This window comes from Bordetella sp. MIP270_01_BMS (genome assembly GCF_054958705.1).
In genome coordinates, this window is the sequence record NZ_CM143297.1 from 151,729 (window position 1) to 167,614 (window position 15,886).

Below are 15,886 nucleotides of genomic sequence, written 5' to 3' on the forward strand. Positions count from 1 at the left end.
GTGCCGATCCTGGGGCCGTGCGCCCGCTCAGGGCTGCGCCGGCGCGCGTGCGTAGCGCTCAAGAAAGTGCATCACGGCCTGCCCGGCCAGTTGCGCGTCGGCTGCGGTCATGATTTCTTGCGGGTTATGGCTGACCCCGCCGTTGCCGCATCGCACGAACAGCATGCTCACCGGGACCAGGCGGCCCAGCAGCATGGCGTCGTGTCCGGCTCCCGATGGCAGGTCGAGCACGGACACACCCTGGGCGGCCACGGCCTCGCGCCACATGGCCTGATGCGCCGGCGAGCACGGCGAGGCCGGCACGCGCATCAGCTCTTCGACCGTGTATTCGATTCGACGCTGCGCGCAGATATCGCGGATGCGCGCGTCGAGGTCGTCCAGGGCGAGGTCGCGCGCGGCGTCGTCGGGCGCACGCACGTCAAGGGTCAGGTGGCAGGCACCGGGAATGACGTTGATGGAGCCATCCGGCACCTGCAAGGTGCCGACGGTACCGACCAGCCCCGGCTGGCGACGGCACCGGTCTTCGACGGCCAGGACGATCTCCGCGGCGGCGCAGGCGGCGTCGCGCCGCATGTCCATGGGTGTGGTGCCGGCGTGGCCCGCCGAGCCCGTCAGTGCCAGGCGGCGGCGCACGCAGCCGGCGATGGATGTGACGACCCCCAGCGGAAGGCCGCGCTGGTGCAGGACGGGGCCTTGTTCAATATGCACTTCGAAATAGTGGCGCAGGCCTGGGTCGACGCGCTGCAGTGCGGCCTGGTCCGGGTCGAGACCGGCATCGGCCATGGCCTGGCGCATCGTGATGCCGTCAGCATCTTTGCGGTCGAGCTGGGTGGCATCGAACTGGCCGATATAGGCCGATGAGCCCAGGAAAGAGCCGCCATAGCGCACGCCTTCTTCTTCGGCAAAAGCCACGACTTCAAAGTCGAAGGGCAGTCGCAGGCCGCGCCGATGCATGTGCCGCACAACCGCGACAGGCAACAGTATGCCGAGCCTTCCGTCGTATTTGCCGCCGTTGCGCACGGTGTCGTAATGGCTGCCGGTGGCGACCAGTTGCGGCTGCCCGACGGCGGGATCGGCGCGGTAGCGTCCGATGACATTCCCGACCGCGTCCTGCCGCACCGTATCAAAACCGGCTTCTTGCATCCACGCCTCGATTTGCCGCGCCGTGGCGCGATGCGCGGCGGTGAGGTAGGTGCAAGTGAGATTGCCAGGATGGTCGGACCATTTCGACAAGGCTTCGGCCTGAGCCATGACGGGGTCGCCATAGTCGGCGGTAGTGGACGGCTGGCGGGTCGCGGCAGGCATGGGCGCACCTGAGATGGGCTGGATGTCTGCTTATACCATTGCGCGCTCCCGGTGATCGGCTTGGCCCGCCGAAGGCAGCAGGGTCAGCGCTTCGGCCAGCGAGATTTCGCCCTGATAACCGCCCCCCGACATGGCGGGCTCGCCCGCTTCGATCCGGGTGGCGAATTGAACGGCGGGGTCGGCCTGAAGCGTCTCGTACAGGCGGTGCAGCCTGGGGTAGTCGCGCCGGTCAAGGGCCTGGTGGTAATCGGACCAACGGGCAACGCCCGCAAAGTAGGCGTCGGCCAGGCTGCGCCGCTCACCGAGCAGCCAGGGCTGCTGCCCCATCCGGGCCTCCAGCACCTCATGGGCCTGGCGGACTTGGCCACGGCCGTAGGTTCGCAGCGCCTCGCGGTCGGGACCCTCTTCGAGATATTCCAGGGCGTACCACAGTGGGCTGAATGCGCTGAAGAAACTTGTGTTCAGAAAGCCCAGCATCTGGTTCAGGCGGTCGAAGGCCACACTGATCTGCGGCTGCCCCAGCTGGCCGTCGATGCCGCGCGCCGCAATGTGATTCAGGATCGCCATGCTTTCCGTGATCACGTCGCCGGACTCGGTCAGAAACGCCGGCGTCTCGCCCGCAGGATTGATATGGCGGAAAGCCGCACTCTGGACTTCTTCAGGCATCTGGATGCGGCAGAGTCGGTATGGGGAACCGAGCCATTCCAGCGCCACGATGCTGCCGAATGAACAGCCGGAAGGAACGCCGTAGAAAAGGATGGGGGTCATGTCAGGCTCCGAAAGGCTCGTTCCGGCATGGAACAAGCACGGCGAGACTATATGTTTATGGACGATAGTGCGGTAGTGGGTAAAAATGCGCCGTGAAGTACATATATATGGACGTTGGTGGCACATGAACCTGAACGACCTGAGATTTTTCGTGGCTGCAGTCGAGCAAGGGAGCTTCGCGGCGGCCGGCCGCCGCCTGGGGGTTCCGAAATCGACCGTCAGCAAGCGCGTGGCGGAGCTCGAAGGCGCCCTACAGGCGCGCCTGGTGCATCGCACTTCTCGCAGTTTCACGCTGACCGATGCCGGGCAGGCCTTTTACGAACACGCGCGGGCGGCCACGATAGAAGCCGAGGCAGCCGTCGAGGTCGTGCGCCGCCGTGCCGCCGAGCCCAGCGGGCGGGTGAGGCTGACCGCATCCGTACCCGTGGCGCAGCATGTCCTGGCGCCGCACCTGCCGGCCCTGGCGGCGGCCTACCCCAGCCTGCAGGTCAGGCTCGAAGTCACGGACCGCTACGTGGACCTGGTACAGGAAGGCTACGACATCGCGGTGCGCAATCATTTCGCGCCACTGCCCGACTCCGATCTGGTGCAACGGCCACTCGCGCGCGAACCCGTGATATTGGTCGCCGCGCCAGCCTATGCAGCAAACCAGCCGCTGCCCACGCATCCCATGCAGCTCGCGGAGCACATGGGCTTGATCGCCCGGCCCAGGGACGCAACGTGGCGCCTCTCGCATCAGGAGCAGCCCGACGACGTGGTTGCCGTGACCCCGTGCGAACGCGCCATGGCGAACGAGTCGACGGTACTGCTGGGCCTGGCCGAGGCCGGACTCGGCATTGCCTGCCTGCCCGTCAGCCTGTGCCGCGACGCGCTGCAAGCCGGCGAGCTGCAGCGTGTCCTCGACGGTTGGGTGGCGGGCTATCTGGACACCACATTGATCATGCCGCATCGACGCGGCCAACTGCCCGGCGTAAGGGCGGTCGTCGAGTTCCTGGTAGCGAGGCTGGGCGCGCCTTGAATACGGGAACCGTCGGCAACCTGCCGCGGATGGCAGGTGCGGGTGTCAGCACCCGGGCGGGCGTGTCATGATGGCAGCGTATCCCTGGGGTAGCCCCCGGCTCCGGCAGCGGCGCGCGCGACGGAACTGCGCGCTGTCCGCGCGGCATACCTTGGCGCGCTGACCCGAAGCCAGCACTGGGGCGTTGCACCGGGCGCGGATATCTCGTTCCAGGCCGCAGCGTCGCCGCGGGTATTGCGGGCAGACTTGCGGGGTCGACATTCAGGCTCAGGCAAATCGCATGGAAGACCAACGCTCCGGCCCATATCCCATCCCCGCGACAGGGCGCGCCTTCTTCGGGTGGCGTGTGGTGCGAGCCGCCTTCGTCATTGCGATGTTCAGCTGGGGCATCGGTTTTTACGGTCCTCCCATTTTCCTGAGTGTTCTACATGCAACGCAGGGCTGGTCCGTCGGTCTGGTCTCGGCGGCCATCAGCGTGCACTTTCTGTGCGGCGCGGCCGTGGTCGCTTGCCTGGGCGCAATGCACGACCGGTATGGTGTGGCGGCGGTGACCGCCGCAGGTGCGGTGCTGGCCGCGGCGGGCCTGCTGGGCTGGGGCTACGCGCGTGAGCCTTGGCAATTGTTCGTGGCTGTGCTGTTCAGCGGCGCGGGCTGGGCCATGACCAGCGGCGCGGCGCTGAACGCCATGGTGGCGCCCTGGTTCGAGCGCCGCCGGCCCGAGGCTCTGGGCATGGCTTTCAATGGCGCCAGCCTGGGCGGAGTGGTGTTCTCGCCCTTGTGGGTGGCATTGATTGCGGCGCTGGGGTTCGGGGCAGCCGTGTGGGCAGTTGCACTGGCGATGGTCGCTCCCATAGGTGTGCTGGCCTGGAGTCGCCTGCGCCCGACACCCGCAATGCTGGGGCAGGTGGCGGATGGTGATTCCACGGCCCGACCGCCGGCCCCCGCCGCGCGACTTCCGCGGCAGGCCGACGCGCTGGTGGCACCACGCAAGGATCGGCGGCTGCGGACCTTGGCGTTTGGGTCCTCGCTGGCGCTGTTTGCGCAGGTCGGCCTGGTGGCGCATTTGTTTTCCGTGCTCGTGCCGGTGATGGGTAGCGAGCGCGCGGGCGCGGTGATGGGATTGGCCACGGCCTGCGCCATCGCAGGGCGCATGGTGCTGGGCAAACTCATGTCGCCCCGTGTCGACCGACGCATGGCGGCCGCCTGCAACCTTGGCGTGCAGGCAATGGGTTCGGCGGTACTGCTGATTGCGGGGCCATCGCCGGCGGGGATGGTGCTGGGATGCTGCCTGTTCGGCCTGGCGCTCGGCAATGTCACTTCTCTGCCTCCGCTGATCGCCCAGGCCGACTTCAGGCCGGCGGATGTGGGACGCGTCGTGGCCTGGGTGACTGCGATGGGGCAGGCAGGCTATGCCTTTGCGCCCGCCGCCTTCGGGCTGCTGCGCGAATGGGGCTCCATGGCCGGGCACGACGGCCTTCTGTTCGTGGCCGCGGGTCTGATGCAGGCCGGGGCGGCGGCCGTACTGCTGTCGTGGCGCGGGGCCCGGCACGCGCCCTGACGCGGGAGCCGGACGGCGCCGGCGTCGTACGCGTCCAGGCTATTCGCGGCGGAGAGCTTGGTTCGCGAAACGGAACACTGTTGTCGTAAAAAGGGGACTGCACCGGCGCCGTTTGACGCTTATGATGGCCTGCCGGTTGTACAGGACCGCCATCCGCGGCCGAGTCGATGATTGATCCCTCTACCCTGAAGGCCTTGCGCGCGTTTCCCGATCAGCTGGAACGCTTTTATTCCGCCGTGCCGCCCGGCTATGCCAACTGGTCACCGGATTCCTGGGAGGGGGTGCCGAGCGAGCCCTATCCGGCTATCGGCCAGTTGTGCCATGTGCGTGATATCGAGACCGATGGCTATCATGTGCGACTGGCGCGGACGCTGCAGGAGACGCGTCCCGAGCTTGCCTCGCTGGACGGCGATGCGCTGGCCGCCGAGCGCGATTATGCGCATGCCGATGCCGCCCAGGTGCTCGCTTCGTTCCGGCGGGCGCGCGCCTACACCGTGGCCCGCATCGCGCCGCTCGATGATTCGCAATTGGCCAGGACCGCCGAATTCGAAGGGTACGGCTTGGTCACGGTGAGAGGGCTGATCCACTTCCTGTGCAGCCACGACCAGCAGCACCTGGCAGGCCTGCAGTGGCTGCTGGGCAAAATCGACGCCTTCCGCCGCCAGCAATAGTCCGCTCGGGTTCACCCATCCGGGGGCCGGGTGTATCCTCGGTGGATGAAAAAAGCGACCTGGCTGGCCGTCGGCATCGCCATCGGGGCGGGTATCGGCGCGGCGATGGACAACTACGGAATGGGTATTGGCATCGGCCTCGCCCTGGGGCTGGCGATGAGCCTGGAAGGCCGGCGCTGAGGCCGGCGCGCGGCGGAGCATAGCGCCCCGCCGGCCGCGCGGGTCAAGGCGCACGGGGGTATGGCGCAAGCGGGAACTGCGATAATGGGCCGTTGGCGGCGTGCTGCCGCCTGGCAATTCGGGAACCCGCATGACTGCTGCCGTACGTCCGCTGTATATCAAGGTCCATGACGCCGACAACGTGGCCATCATCGTGAATGATGGCGGACTGCCGGCCGGCGCCGAGCTGCCCGATGGGATCGTGTTGCGGGAAAGCATTCCGCAGGGGCACAAAGTGGCGCTGTCGGACCTGGCTGAAGGCGATCCGGTGGTTCGCTACAACGTGACGGTGGGGTATGCAGCGCGGCCGCTTCCCCGCGGCAGCTGGGTCAACGAGCGTGTCACTGTGCTGCCCGCCGCGCGGCCGCTCGATGACCTGCCCATGGCCACGCGGGCGGCTCCAACGCTGCCGCCGCTCGAAGGCTACACGTTCATGGGGTATCGCAACGCCGACGGGACCGTCGGCACGCGCAATATCCTGGCCATTACCACCACAGTGCAGTGCGTGCAGGGCGTGGTCGAACACGCGGTGCGCCGCATCAAGGAAGAGCTGCTGCCTAGCTTCCCCAATGTCGATGACGTGGTCGGTTTGGAGCACACCTATGGATGTGGAGTCGCCATCGACGCGCCAGGCGCTGCCGTGCCGATTCGCACGCTGCGCAATATCAGCCGCAACCCCAATTTCGGCGGTACGGCGATGATGGTGAGCCTGGGGTGCGAAAAGCTGCAGCCGGGGCGCTTGATGCCTGCCGGCTCGATTGCCATCTCCGCCGGAACCGACAGCGCCGCCGACGTGGACACGGTGTGCCTGCAGGACGAGGAACACGTCGGTTTCGAGTCGATGATTCTTTCCATTATGCAGACGGCCGAGAAGCATCTGGCCAAGCTGGACAGACGTCGACGCGAGCCCTGTCCGGTGTCGGATCTGGTGGTCGGTGTGCAGTGCGGCGGCAGCGATGCGTTTTCAGGCCTGACGGCCAACCCCGCAGTGGGGTACGCCTCGGACCTCATCGTGCGTGCCGGGGGCACGGTGATGTTCTCCGAGAATACCGAAGTGCGCGACGGCATCGACCAGTTGACCGCGCGCGCCGCGACGCCCGCCGTCGCCGAAGCGCTGGTTCGAGAAATGGCCTGGTACGACGATTACCTGAAACTGGGCATGGCGGACCGCAGCGCGAACACCTCGCCCGGAAACAAGAAGGGCGGCCTCTCGAATATCGTCGAGAAGGCGATGGGCTCTATCGTGAAGTCCGGCTCGGCGCCGATTTCCGCCGTGTTGTCGCCCGGCGAAAAGCTGAGCAGCAAAGGCCTGGTGTTCTGTGCCACACCCGCCAGCGATTTTATTTGCGGCACGCTGCAGCTGGCGGCCGGCATGAACCTGCATGTGTTCACCACGGGTCGCGGCACGCCCTACGGACTCGCGCAGGTGCCGGTTATCAAGGTCGCCACGCGCAGTGACCTGGCCCGCCGCTGGCACGACCTGATGGACGTCGATGCAGGTCGCATCGCCACCGGCGCGGCCTCGATCGAAGAAGTGGGCTGGGAACTGTTCCACCTTATGCTCGACGTGGCGAGCGGCAGGCAGCAGACGTGCGCCGAAAAGCTGAAGCTGCACAACGCGCTGGCCCTGTTCAACCCGGGCCCGGTGACCTGATCCCGGCCAGCGCCAGGTCGCGCCACCTGGGGCGGTGGCATTTTTTACGGACATGAATATATGGACGATGCTACGAATACCGAGAACCGTCTGGTCGACCTGGAGATCAAGCTGAGCCTGGCCGACGACATGCTGGATCAGCTCAACCAGGCACTGTTTCGCCAGCAGCAGCAGATCGACAGGCTGCTGCGAGAAGTGGCCGATCTGCGCCAGCAGATGCCCGAAGGTACAGGCGCGGGCGCGCGCAACCTCGCCGACGAAGTGCCCCCGCATTATTGAGCCATGCGCATTCTGTGGTCTTACCTGCGGCCTCATGCCAGGCTGGCCATGCTGGCGCTGGTGCTGGCCGGCGCCAGCCAGGTATTGGCGCTGATAGACCCCATCATCTTCGGGAAGATCATCGATGAATATGCCATCAACGCGGCCGGCAAGACCGACGACGAACGGGTGGCTGGCGTACTGCGGCTGCTTGCACTGGCGGTTGCCATCGCCGTGGTGTCGCGGTTGGCCAAGGCGCTGCAGGAATACGTGACGCGCCTGGTGGTGCAGAAATTCGGCACGCAGATGTTCAACGACGGCCTGCGCCAGGCGCTGCGTCTGAAGTTCCAGGAATTCGAAGACTTGCGCAGCGGCGAGACCTTGTCACTGCTGCAGAAGGTACGCGGCGACAGCGAGCGCTTCATCAACGCCTTCATCAACACTGTGTTCGCGGCCGTCGTGGGCATGGGGTTCCTGGTCTGGTACGCCGTGACGCGCCACTGGATGCTGGTGCCGGTGTTCCTGGTGGGCGTACTGGTGTTGGGCGGCCTGACCGGCCTGCTCAGCCGCGAGATCAAGACCCAGCAACGGTCGATCGTGCGCGAGACCAACCGGAGTTCGGGTTTCATTACCGAGTCGCTGCGCAACATCGAGCTGATCAAGAGCCTGGGCCTGACTTTTCCCGAAATACGCCGCCTGCAGGCGCAGACGTTGCGCATATTCGAGCTGGAAATGCAGAAGGTCAAGCGCATACGCCTGCTGTCGTTTCTGCAGGGCGTGACGCTCAGCATGCTGAAGCTGGCGATTCTGTTCGCGCTGTTATGGCTTATTTTCCGGGACGTGCTGAGCCCCGGAGAACTGATCGCCATGCAATTCATATCGGTGGCGATCTTCGCGCCCTTGCAGGAACTGGGCAACATCATCCTGGCCTATCGCGAAGCCGAAGCCTCGCTGGCCAACTTCGACGCGCTGATGAAAAAGCCCATCGACCGTCGGCCGGAAGCGCCGCAGGACAGTGGTCCCATCACGCATCTGCGGTTTGCCGATGTGGTGTTCCGCCACAAGGGCGCGGCGGACAACGCGCTCGACGGCGTATCGTTTTCGGCCGCCTTGGGCGACACCATTGCCTTCGTGGGGCCTTCGGGTTCGGGTAAATCCACTTTGGTAAAGCTGTTGCTGGGGCTGTACACCCCGGCCCAGGGGGAAGTGTTCTACAACGACATTTCGACCAAGGTGCTGCGATATAACCGCGCGCGGCGCCAGGTTGGGCTGGTGACCCAGGAGCCTTATCTTTTCGCGGGTACGCTGCGCGACAACTTGCGCCTGGTAAAGGCCGACGCCAGCGACGAGGAGATCGTCGCCGCCATGCAGCAGGCTGCGTGCGCCTATCTGCTGCAGAAGTCGCCGGAAGGGCTGGATACGCCCATCGGCGAGATGGGGCTGAAGCTGTCGGGCGGCGAAAAGCAGCGCCTGTCCATCGCCCGCGCCTTGATCCGGCGTCCGCGCCTGCTGATCTTCGACGAAGCCACGTCTGCGCTGGACTCGCTCACCGAAGAGCAGATATCGGACACGGTGCGGCGCATTTCGGCGAGCCGTACGCAGATCACCATACTGATCGCCCATCGTCTATCGACCATCATGCACGCAGACACCATTTTCGTGCTCGAGAAGGGCCGTATCGTGGAGAGCGGCACACATGCGGAGCTGCTGGCGCGTACGGGCCTGTATTACGCGATGTGGCGCCAGCAGATCGGCGAACGTCCCGGCGTGCCCGCTCAGACGCCAGACGCCGTGCCGCAGGACTAGGTTTTCCCACCGCGCCGCGCCGGCTTGGACTGTCGGCCCCCGTCGTCGCGGCGGAGCACCTGCCTGTGGCAGACAGGGCGCGTCATTACGGCCAGCCTTGCTCCAGAATGCGCTGCAATGTCGCTTCAAGCTGCTTCGCATCGGCCGGCGGACCCGCGGGCGGGTCCAGCTTGCCGTCGAGCGCCAGATGCGCAAAGCCATGCACGACCGACCATGCGCCCAGCAGGCGCGCATGCGCCTGCGCATCCAGAGGTTCGTCGGCGCCCAAGCCGGCCTGCGCGCGGATTGCCTGTTCCAGCTCGGCGAATGCGGCGTGTCCGGCCTGCTGCAAACGGGGGTCGTCGGTCAGGCGGTCTCTTCGGAACATCAACTGAAAACGCGCCGGGTAAGTGAGAGCAAAGCGGACATAACCCACGCCCTGCGCGCGCAGGCGTGCGGCGGGGTCATCGCCGCCGGCCTCGGCCCCTTCGCGCAGATGGCGGGTCAGTGCTTCGAAACCCAGGATGGCGACTTCGGTCAGCAGGCCGGCGGCGCTGCCGAAATGGTGCAACGGCGCGGCGGGCGATACCCCGACACGGCGCGCTGCGGCACGCAGGGTGAAGGCTTCCAGCCCGTCTTCGGCCAGGATGGCCTCGGTGGCGTCGATCAGGGCCTGGCGCAGGGCGCCATGGTGATAGGCATCCTCGGAGACGTGGGGGCGGTTCATGGCTGATCATCTTTACATTGTTCAAATCGAATGCTACCTTATCTAAACAGTGTTCAGATATGCAGGGTGCATCATGACCGAACTGATCTTCAAGGCGGCGGGGGTGGCGGTTCTGCCAGCCTGGCTGGCATTGTGCGCATCGCCGTGGATGCGGCGCGGGCGAGCATCGGTGTGGGTGGCGACGGGCTATGTGCTGCCGCTGGCGCTGGCGCTCGCTTACCTGGGCCTGGTGGGAATGGCATGGCCGGTTCCTGGAGGGGGTTACGGTTCGCTCGGGCAGGTCTCGGCCTTATTCGCGCATCCCGGCATGCTGACGGCCGGCTGGCTGCACTTCCTGGCGTTCGATCTGTTTGTCGGCAGCTGGATGGCACGAGAAGGCGTACGCCTGGGGATGTCGGGTGCAGCGCTGCTGCCCTGCCTGGCGCTCACGTTCTGGTTCGGGCCGGTTGGACTGCTGGCGTTTTTCGGAATGCGGGCCTTGCCCTGGCTGCGCCGCATGATCGCCGTATTGGTCCAGCGCCAACGGCTGCTGGCCATCTTCGGCCTCGCCATGCTGCTGGCATTGCTGCCGGCGGCCCTGGCCGCCTGGTTTGATCCACGCACGCTGGGCGGGGTCGACACCTGGGCCAAGCCCATGAAGTTTCTTGCTGCCATCGGCCTGTATTCGCTGACCCTGGCGTGGCTGATCGGCGAATTGCCGGCGCGGCACCGTGACGGCCGGCTGATGCGACGCACGGCTGTGGTCGCATTGGCGACGGGCGCGTTCGAAGCGGGATACATCACCTTGCAGGGCGCCTTGGGGCAGGCGTCGCATTTCAATACCAGCACGCCCTTGCACACCGCGATGTTCATCCTGATGGGCATCGCGGCTCTGGCGTTCACCGCGACATCGCTGCCTGTCGCGCACCAGTTGTGGCGGCATGGGCATGGCATGGCGCCCGCCTATCGATGGGGAGCCATACTCGGACTGATATTCACGTTCGTGGCAGGCGCGGGGGTGGGCATGGCCATCAGCGTTCATGGCGGGCCCCTGGTCGGAGAGGCTACGGGCCCGGGCCTGCCTATCGTGGGATGGTCAACGACGGCGGGCGATTATCGAGTCGCCCATTTCCTGGGGGTGCACGCCCAGCAGATCTTGCCGCTGGCGGGCGCGCTGATGGCCCGCGCGATGCCGCGGCGGGCATTGCCGGCGCTGGCGGCGTTTGCCCTGGGCTATGCCGCACTGGTGGCGATCGCATACTTGCGGGCGAGCGCCGGGCTACCCTTGAACCCGTTCTGAATGGCTTGGTGCGCTTGCGGCCCGCCGGGCACAGAATGCACGATACGCGAAACGTCTCGCCGAGGCTCCAGCAGACACGAGGCACCAGCCACGCGATGTTCGCCGCGTCTGGCGCCGCGCCCCGCGCTGTTTGCCTTGGATGGTGGCTTGTGCCGACCTACTCGGGTTGGGCAAAGGTTGCGCCCCGATGCGGCTGCATGAGCCCGGCGGCTGACGATTCCTGTCGCGGGACGATTTCCATGATCAGCTCCACGCGCCGGTTCGCGGCCCGCCCGGCGTCGGAATCGTTGGATTCGAGCGGCCGCGTGTCGGCATAACCGACCGCCCGCAAGCGCGCAGGGTCTACGCCATCGCGCACCAGTTCGCGCAGCACGCTGGTGGCGCGGCTGGCCGACAGTTCCCAGTTCGAAGGGAATTGACGCGTCTGGATAGGCACGGAATCACTGTGCCCCTCCACTGAGACGGGGTATTGCGGGTTGCGGTTGATCACGGTCGCCATGCGTCGCACGACGCCCAGCCCCGGGCGGCTCAGCACGGACTGGCCCGATGGAAAGAGCAGTTCGTTGCTGATGCGGAAGCTGATGGTTTTCTCGTTCACGATGACGTCCACGCCATCGCCAAGGTCGCCGAGCCCGAGATCTGCGACGGACGGAATGGCGGGCTCGGGTGCAGGGTCGGGCGCGGCCGGGGCGTCCGGCGCCTGGGCCGCCAGGATGCGTTGCGGCGGTGACGACGGGGAGGGCAGTGCGCCGTCATCCGCAACGCCGGAGTCGGCCACGGTTGCCGCCGTATCGGGCGACGCGGGCAAGCCGCCGTCGGGATCTGACCATGGCGGAGCCGTGGCGGCCCCGGGGGCGGGCGCCGCTTCCCATTCCGGCAGAGACCAGCTGTCCCAGGCCGACGCCCATGCTTCAACGGGGTCCACACGCGTTGCCGTGGAAGAGGCGGGCCCCATCAAGCCCACCAATTGAACGGGTTGCGACGAGGCCGGCTCGCTGGCGGGTAGTCGGGACACGCCCAACAGCACGACCAGCAGGGCCAGTAACAGGGTGATCAGGTCCAGATAGCTCAGCAGCCATCCGTCAGCGCCGGACTCCACGTTGGTGTCCACCTGCCAGCGGGCATAGCGGCCCCCCTCGTGCAATGCCTGCCTTTCCGCGCGGACGCCGCCGCGCTGGCGGCCCATGCGTTGCTCGTGCTGCCGGCGCAGCGCATCGACGCGGTCGGCCAGGCTCATGGGCGCGCGGCGGCTGCCCGGGTCACGGCCGGCGTCGAGACGGTCGACGCGTGCGCGGGCCGCGAGAGACCTGGGCGTTCCGGCTGGGGCGTTTTCGACGCTTTCGGGGCGCGGGCAGGCTGTGCGGCCACTGGACCGCCGTCGTGGATTTCGTCTTCGAAGTGCGCCATGAACGAGTTGAGCGTTTCGCGTACGACGGCCGGGCCGCGCCGCGCGCACATTAACGCGATGCCCTGCAGCACCATATTCATCAGCATCAGGCGCTGCTCGGTGCGCCTCTCGAGCTTGACCGCGATAGGCTTGCAGATCAGATTTGCCAGCAAAATGCCGTAGAAGGTGGTCATCAACGCCACCGCCAGATGCTGCCCGATCACGACCATATCGCCGCCGCCCAGCACCGACATGAGATTGATCAGGCCTACCAGCGTACCCAGCATGCCGAAGGCCGGCGCGAAGCCGGCCATGGTGCGGAACATCTGTGCCTCGGCCCGTTCACGCGCGCGCAAGCGTGCGATGCGCCACTGAAGCAACTCGATGATCTGGTCTTCGGGGGTATGGTCGATGACCAGCTGGACGCCGGTGCGCAAGAAGGGGTTCGACACGTTGCGCAGCGCCTGCTCGACCTTATGGACATCGTCGTTCATCCAGAGCTGCGCCATGGTGACCAGTTGGTCGATATCGCGTCGCGCATCGAGCCGTTCGCCGCGCAGCACGGCGCGTACCAGGCTGAAAACGCGCCGGATTTCGCCGAGGGGATAACTGATGAACAAGGCTGCGCAGGTACCGCCCAGCACCATGAGCAGCCCGGGTAGATTGATATACAGCGCCGGGTCCGTCGCGGAGAGGGCCAATGCGGCGGCAAGCGTAATGACCGCTATGGCGATGCCGATCAGAGTGGAAACATTCATGACGATGAGCCTGGCGCCAGGACAAGGCGCGCACCGGTCCCATTCTAGGAATCGCCGGCACGGCTCAATCGGTGGATAACGGCAGAAAAAGTGCCGATTTAAGGGCACAGACACTCAGGGGCACCGATCTGCGGCGCGCGGAGATGGCTGGCTCCAGATGGGGATTCGACGCGCCGGGGCTTCAGACCCGACGTTGATGGTGGAGGCGCCCACGTGCCTGCGGGCAGCGGTGCAGGGCCGGCCAGGGCCCATGCACCGGATCAGTCGCCATTATCGTGGCGGGGCGCTGCCGGCAGGCGATTGCCGCTGCACCATGGCGATGACGCGCTGGCGCAGTTGCGGATCCTGCTCCACGGCCTGGCCGATGCCGTTGAATTCATCGACGGTGAGGCCGTCGGCATTCACCATCTGCACCATCTTGTCGTCAGCTTCGCGATACACCTGCTCCCGGGCTGCATCGTCTTTGGCGGCCTGCAGTTTGGGGCGATATTCGTCGGCGACCTTTGCCACTTTCTGCGACGCGCTGGCGAACTTCTGCAGTTGCGCCTCGCTGGGCTGGATAGCGGGCTGGGTCTGTGCGGGCGGCTGTGCAGCCGGGGCGGTTTGCGCAAGCGCGGCCATGGGGGACAGGCTCGCGGCGAGGATGGCTGCGGCAAAAAAGGTAGAAGTCTTACGCGGCATGAAGCCTCCTTGGTCGAGTTGGGACATAAGCTTCATGATGACAACGCTGCGGCACCGCCTCAAGTTTTGGGATGTTTGCGCATGTGTCGGGCGCCAGGGGCCACCGTTACGGGGGGTTTCAAGGGGGATCAGGAAATCAGCGCACGCGCGCGGGATTGCAGCAGTTCGCGCTCTGGCGTATTGCGTGCGAGGGAGGCCGCGCGCAGATATTCGGCGTGCGCCTCGCTGCGGCGACCCAGCCGCGCCAGCAGATCGGCCCGTACCGCAGGCAGCAGGTGGTAGCCGGCCAACGCCGGTTCGGCGGCGAGGCCGTCGGCCAGCGCCAGGCCGGCTTGCGCGCCGTAAGCCATGCCCACCGCAACGGCGCGGTTCAGTTCGACCACCGGCGAGGGGGCGACCTGGGACAGCGTGTCGTACAGCGCCACGATCCGCAACCAGTCGGTGTCCTCCGGACGGGTGGCGCGGGCGTGGCAGGCTGCCAGCGACGCCTGCAAGGCATAGGGGCCCAGCGGCTGGGCTTGTTCTTCCGCGCGCTGCAATGCTTCCAGGCCGCGGCGGATGAGCAGGTGGTCCCAGAGCGAACGGTCCTGGTCCATGAGCAGTACCGGACGCCCGGCGCCATCTACGCGCGCTTTTAGGCGCGAGGCCTGAATTTCCATCAAGGCAACCAGGCCGTGAACTTCGCTTTCCCCTGGCGCCAGGCCGGCGAGGACGCGGCCCAGCCGCATGGCCTCGTCGCACAGTGCGGGACGGGTCCAGTCGTCGCCGGCGGTGGCGGCATATCCCTCGTTGAAAATCAGATAGATCACTTCGAGTACCGACGCGAGCCGTTCGGCGAGCTCGCCGCCGCGGGGTACTTCATAGGGAACCCGCGCGTCGCGCAAGGTGCGCTTGGCGCGCACGATACGCTGCGCAATGGTGGGCTCAGCCACCAGGAAGGCGCGCGCGATTTCGTCGGTGCGCAGTCCGCCCAACAGCCTCAGTGTCAGCGCGACGCGCGCTTCGGTGGACAGCACGGGATGACAGGCGGTGAACACCAGCCGCAGCAGGTCGTCACCAATGTCGTCCTGGCGGGCTGCGTCGAGGGCGTCGACGAAGTCGGGCTCGACGTGCGCCTGCAGGGCATCCATTTCGTGGCCGAGCTGCTCGTGCTTGCGGGCGTGCAGGCTGTCTGCCCTGAGCCGGTCGAGGGCGCGGCGTTTGGCGGCGGTCATCAGCCAGGCGCCCGGATTATCGGGTATGCCGTCCGCGGGCCATCGCTCGAGCGCGGTAACGAGTGCGTCCTGTGCCAGCTCTTCGGCCAGGCCGACGTCGCGCACCAGGCGCGCAATGTGGGCGACCAGCTTGGCCGCTTCAATGCGCCAGACGGCTTCGATGGCCTGATGGACGGCATCGCGCGAACTCATTGCTTCAGCATCTCGGCGTCGGGGTTCATGTACATCAATTCCCAGATATGCCCGTCGAGATCCTCAAAGGCATGGCCATACATGAAACCGTAGTCTTGGGGATCACGCGGCACCGAGCCGCCCGCTGCGACCGCGCGGGCGACCAGGTCGTCGACTTCGGCACGGCTTTCACAGGATAGGCATATCAGCACTTCGGTGGCCTGCCTGGCGTCGCACAGCGGTTTATTCACGAAAGTCCTGAAGTATTCGCGGGTGAGCAGCATGGCGTACAAGTTATCGCCCAGTATGAGGCAGGCGGCATTCTGGTCAGTGAAGCGCGCATCGAAATCCCGCCCCAGTTTCCTGAAGAATTCCATGGAAAGAGGAAGGTCGGCAACAGCCAGGTTCACGAAGATCTGTTTATGCATGAGGA

General features: G+C 66.2%; 16 protein-coding genes. 8 read left to right on the top strand and 8 right to left on the bottom strand.

The features are described 5' to 3' along the window. Positions 1-27: 27 nt before the first annotated feature. Positions 28-1,305 (bottom strand): allantoate amidohydrolase, encoded by a 1,278-nt coding sequence (locus ACV17W_RS00750; RefSeq protein WP_462594559.1) that lies wholly within the window; start codon positions 1,303-1,305, stop codon positions 28-30. Between the two features lie 30 nt (positions 1,306-1,335). Then, positions 1,336-2,073: a glutathione S-transferase family protein gene (locus tag ACV17W_RS00755; protein ID WP_462594560.1), complete on the bottom strand. Its 738-nt coding sequence runs from the start codon at positions 2,071-2,073 to the stop codon at positions 1,336-1,338. 124 nt (positions 2,074-2,197) lie between these two features. Between ACV17W_RS00755 and ACV17W_RS00760 the strand changes: the two genes are divergently transcribed. The 7 genes from ACV17W_RS00760 to ACV17W_RS00790 all read left to right on the top strand — a co-directional run bounded on the left by ACV17W_RS00760 (position 2,198) and on the right by ACV17W_RS00790 (position 9,257). Further along, positions 2,198-3,091: a LysR substrate-binding domain-containing protein gene (locus tag ACV17W_RS00760; protein WP_462594561.1), complete on the top strand. Its 894-nt coding sequence runs from the start codon at positions 2,198-2,200 to the stop codon at positions 3,089-3,091. Between the two features lie 280 nt (positions 3,092-3,371). Continuing rightward, positions 3,372-4,649 (top strand): MFS transporter, encoded by a 1,278-nt coding sequence (locus tag ACV17W_RS00765; RefSeq protein WP_462594562.1) that lies wholly within the window; start codon positions 3,372-3,374, stop codon positions 4,647-4,649. Between the two features lie 170 nt (positions 4,650-4,819). Then, positions 4,820-5,320 carry a DinB family protein gene (locus ACV17W_RS00770; protein ID WP_462596418.1) on the top strand — a complete coding sequence of 167 codons (501 nt, stop codon included), beginning with the start codon at positions 4,820-4,822 and terminating at the stop codon, positions 5,318-5,320. A gap of 45 nt (positions 5,321-5,365) precedes the next feature. After that, complete coding sequence (locus ACV17W_RS00775; RefSeq protein WP_462594563.1) at positions 5,366-5,500, top strand: hypothetical protein; 135 nt, start codon at positions 5,366-5,368, stop codon at positions 5,498-5,500. 130 nt (positions 5,501-5,630) lie between these two features. Next, the gene (gene garD / locus ACV17W_RS00780) at positions 5,631-7,193 is read left to right on the top strand and encodes a galactarate dehydratase (RefSeq protein ID WP_462594564.1); all 1,563 of its coding nucleotides are present in this window, start codon (positions 5,631-5,633) and stop codon (positions 7,191-7,193) included. Between the two features lie 60 nt (positions 7,194-7,253). Then, the gene (locus tag ACV17W_RS00785) at positions 7,254-7,472 is read left to right on the top strand and encodes a SlyX family protein (RefSeq protein ID WP_462594565.1); all 219 of its coding nucleotides are present in this window, start codon (positions 7,254-7,256) and stop codon (positions 7,470-7,472) included. Positions 7,473-7,475: 3 nt separating this feature from the next. Then, the gene (locus ACV17W_RS00790) at positions 7,476-9,257 is read left to right on the top strand and encodes an ABC transporter ATP-binding protein (RefSeq protein WP_462594566.1); all 1,782 of its coding nucleotides are present in this window, start codon (positions 7,476-7,478) and stop codon (positions 9,255-9,257) included. A gap of 85 nt (positions 9,258-9,342) precedes the next feature. On the opposite strand, the gene ACV17W_RS00795 is transcribed toward ACV17W_RS00790, so the two are convergent. Continuing rightward, complete coding sequence (locus ACV17W_RS00795) at positions 9,343-9,963, bottom strand: TetR/AcrR family transcriptional regulator (RefSeq protein WP_462594567.1); 621 nt, start codon at positions 9,961-9,963, stop codon at positions 9,343-9,345. Between the two features lie 73 nt (positions 9,964-10,036). Here ACV17W_RS00795 and ACV17W_RS00800 point away from each other — a divergent pair, with 73 nt between their 5' ends. Further along, the gene (locus ACV17W_RS00800) at positions 10,037-11,242 is read left to right on the top strand and encodes an ABA4-like family protein (protein ID WP_462594569.1); all 1,206 of its coding nucleotides are present in this window, start codon (positions 10,037-10,039) and stop codon (positions 11,240-11,242) included. A 157-nt stretch (positions 11,243-11,399) separates the two neighbouring features. Here ACV17W_RS00800 and ACV17W_RS00805 read toward each other — a convergent pair whose 3' ends face one another. The 5 genes from ACV17W_RS00805 to ACV17W_RS00825 all read right to left on the bottom strand — a co-directional run bounded on the left by ACV17W_RS00805 (position 11,400) and on the right by ACV17W_RS00825 (position 15,881). Beyond that, a complete protein-coding gene (locus ACV17W_RS00805; protein ID WP_462594570.1) occupies positions 11,400-12,479 on the bottom strand; it encodes an OmpA/MotB family protein in 1,080 nt (359 codons plus the stop codon). Continuing rightward, positions 12,476-13,387, bottom strand: a complete 912-nt coding sequence (locus ACV17W_RS00810; protein ID WP_462594571.1) for a motility protein A — start codon at positions 13,385-13,387, stop codon at positions 12,476-12,478. Before ACV17W_RS00810 ends, ACV17W_RS00805 begins: the two co-directional genes overlap by 4 nt. 270 nt (positions 13,388-13,657) lie before the next feature. Continuing rightward, a complete protein-coding gene (locus ACV17W_RS00815) occupies positions 13,658-14,068 on the bottom strand; it encodes a DUF4168 domain-containing protein (RefSeq protein WP_462594572.1) in 411 nt (136 codons plus the stop codon). 128 nt (positions 14,069-14,196) lie between these two features. Further along, a complete protein-coding gene (locus tag ACV17W_RS00820; RefSeq protein WP_462594573.1) occupies positions 14,197-15,474 on the bottom strand; it encodes an RNA polymerase sigma factor in 1,278 nt (425 codons plus the stop codon). Further along, complete coding sequence (locus ACV17W_RS00825) at positions 15,471-15,881, bottom strand: VOC family protein (RefSeq protein ID WP_462594574.1); 411 nt, start codon at positions 15,879-15,881, stop codon at positions 15,471-15,473. Before ACV17W_RS00825 ends, ACV17W_RS00820 begins: the two co-directional genes overlap by 4 nt. Positions 15,882-15,886: the final 5 nt, after the last annotated feature.

What these genes read in the sequence shown, in the direction of transcription:
- ACV17W_RS00765 (WP_462594562.1), top strand. Translation starts at nt 3,372, where the DNA reads ATGGAAGACCAACGCTCCGGCCCATATCCCATCCCCGCGACAGGGCGC.
- ACV17W_RS00810 (WP_462594571.1), bottom strand. Translation starts at nt 13,387, where the DNA reads ATGAATGTTTCCACTCTGATCGGCATCGCCATAGCGGTCATTACGCTT.
- ACV17W_RS00805 (WP_462594570.1), bottom strand. Translation starts at nt 12,479, where the DNA reads ATGAGCCTGGCCGACCGCGTCGATGCGCTGCGCCGGCAGCACGAGCAA.
- ACV17W_RS00820 (WP_462594573.1), bottom strand. Translation starts at nt 15,474, where the DNA reads ATGAGTTCGCGCGATGCCGTCCATCAGGCCATCGAAGCCGTCTGGCGC.
- garD (WP_462594564.1), top strand. Translation starts at nt 5,631, where the DNA reads ATGACTGCTGCCGTACGTCCGCTGTATATCAAGGTCCATGACGCCGAC.
- ACV17W_RS00795 (WP_462594567.1), bottom strand. Translation starts at nt 9,963, where the DNA reads ATGAACCGCCCCCACGTCTCCGAGGATGCCTATCACCATGGCGCCCTG.
- ACV17W_RS00760 (WP_462594561.1), top strand. Translation starts at nt 2,198, where the DNA reads ATGAACCTGAACGACCTGAGATTTTTCGTGGCTGCAGTCGAGCAAGGG.
- ACV17W_RS00790 (WP_462594566.1), top strand. Translation starts at nt 7,476, where the DNA reads ATGCGCATTCTGTGGTCTTACCTGCGGCCTCATGCCAGGCTGGCCATG.
- ACV17W_RS00775 (WP_462594563.1), top strand. Translation starts at nt 5,366, where the DNA reads ATGAAAAAAGCGACCTGGCTGGCCGTCGGCATCGCCATCGGGGCGGGT.
- ACV17W_RS00800 (WP_462594569.1), top strand. Translation starts at nt 10,037, where the DNA reads ATGACCGAACTGATCTTCAAGGCGGCGGGGGTGGCGGTTCTGCCAGCC.
- ACV17W_RS00785 (WP_462594565.1), top strand. Translation starts at nt 7,254, where the DNA reads ATGGACGATGCTACGAATACCGAGAACCGTCTGGTCGACCTGGAGATC.
- ACV17W_RS00750 (WP_462594559.1), bottom strand. Translation starts at nt 1,305, where the DNA reads ATGCCTGCCGCGACCCGCCAGCCGTCCACTACCGCCGACTATGGCGAC.
- ACV17W_RS00815 (WP_462594572.1), bottom strand. Translation starts at nt 14,068, where the DNA reads ATGCCGCGTAAGACTTCTACCTTTTTTGCCGCAGCCATCCTCGCCGCG.
- ACV17W_RS00825 (WP_462594574.1), bottom strand. Translation starts at nt 15,881, where the DNA reads ATGCATAAACAGATCTTCGTGAACCTGGCTGTTGCCGACCTTCCTCTT.
- ACV17W_RS00755 (WP_462594560.1), bottom strand. Translation starts at nt 2,073, where the DNA reads ATGACCCCCATCCTTTTCTACGGCGTTCCTTCCGGCTGTTCATTCGGC.